The organism is Terrisporobacter muris (genome assembly GCF_024621905.1).
In the GTDB taxonomy this organism is placed as follows: Bacteria; Bacillota; Clostridia; order Peptostreptococcales; family Peptostreptococcaceae; genus Terrisporobacter; species Terrisporobacter muris.
Map to the genome: position 1 here is coordinate 1 of NZ_JANKBY010000518.1, position 1,653 is coordinate 1,653.

A 1,653-nucleotide genomic window follows, 5' to 3' on the forward strand; every position below is an offset into this window, starting at 1 on the left:
TATGTATTCACTATACGATACTTAGACATTACTCTAAGTGAGTTTCCTCATTCGGAAATCTTGGGATCACAGTTTACGTGCAACTCCCCCAAGCTTATCGCAGCTTATCACGTCCTTCATCGGCTCCATCTCCTTCGATTTCCACCCCTAAAGTAGAAAGAATAGTAGGAAACATATCAAATGGTGCATATTGTCTATTTTGCACATTATCTGTAGTTATAGGCGCATTTAGTATTAGATTTATTATCGTTCTTTCATAATTTGGATCAAAGTTCTTAAAGAATTTTTTGTCCATACTTGGATGGTCACCAGTTATAACTACTGTAGTATCTTTATAGAATGGCTGTTTTTGAATCCATTTTACAAAATCAACTGCCTCTTTTGTAGAGTAAGAAATAACATTGGCATATTGAGAATCATGTTTTTTCTCAGCTTTTTCTGATAAATAACCATCAGGGAAGTGAGTATCCGCTGTTTCCATTGTAAAATTAAATGGTTTATTCTCATTGGCAAGTCTAGTTATTTCATCTTTTGCATATTCATAAAGCTTGTCGTCTTCATATCCCCACCATACATCATAATCTTTAGGTATTAAACCTTTTTCTTTCGCTGCTTTGTGGTCAAATATATTAAATTTCCCATGAGTAGTAAAGTAAGTTGTAAGTCCTCCAAAATCTGCATCGGCTCCAAACATTATTGTTTGATTATAGCCTTGAGCCTCCAAAATATCACCTATACCAACAGCTCCTGGTAAGAAACTACCCGTTTTTCCATAAGAATTACGTCCCATAGGTATTTTTAAAGGAAGTCCCGTATCCATATTTATCATAGCTGCCACTGACCACTCAGAAGCATAAGTAGTATGAGGTCCGCCAAACTTATCTGTATTAGAGAAAGATAAGCCTTCCTTATAAAGTTCAGTTAATTCCGGCATTAAATTTACATCCATATATCCGCCTAATTCTTTATTTAAATATGAGTTTTCAACTGATTCTAAATAAATATGAATTAAATTTCTCTTTTTCTTTGGGAAGGTCATTTTCACATCTCTAGGATCCACATAATTATCAGCTAGATAAGTAGATGATGATAAATAAGCTTTAACAACTTTTTGCAGTTGTAATTTGTTAACCCCAAAACTTACTCCACCTATCATAGTAACCATTGATAGAACTATAGATATAATTCTCACCCTTTTTTTATTTAGAAGAGTTTTCTTTTCATTATTTCTATTAATCAAGAAAACATTGTATTTTAAATTAACAAAAATCAAAAATGGTATGGCACAAATAACAATATTTAATACTGGTGATTTAAGTATTTCTCCTGTCATACCAGATCCTGTTCCTTTAAGTGGTGCTTTTAAATTAAATAAAAATTGCTCTGGTGTTATTTGACCAAAGAATTCTACAAACCACGTTGAGAAAAATATAAAAACAAGCCCTATGATAAAACCTAATGATAGTAAGGTTTTAACTATGTAATCTCTTTTCTTAGATTTTTCTTCTTTTGTAAAAATAAGTTTTCCTTTTGTAATTTTACTTAATATAAGGATAATTACTATACCTATTATTAAATAGCTTAAAATTTTCATAAATACCTCCTATAATCTATATACAATAAATAAATTCACTCCAGTTGTATATAATATCA

1 rRNA gene and 1 pseudogene are annotated in these 1,653 nt (G+C 31.0%); both read right to left on the reverse strand.

Annotated features, from left to right (window positions below):
• Positions 1-168, reverse strand: a 23S ribosomal RNA gene (locus tag NSA58_RS19845); the annotation flags it as partial.
• Between the two features lie 34 nt (positions 169-202).
• Positions 203-1,594, reverse strand: a pseudogene (locus tag NSA58_RS21085) (LTA synthase family protein); the annotation flags it as partial.
• Positions 1,595-1,653 lie beyond the last annotated feature (59 nt).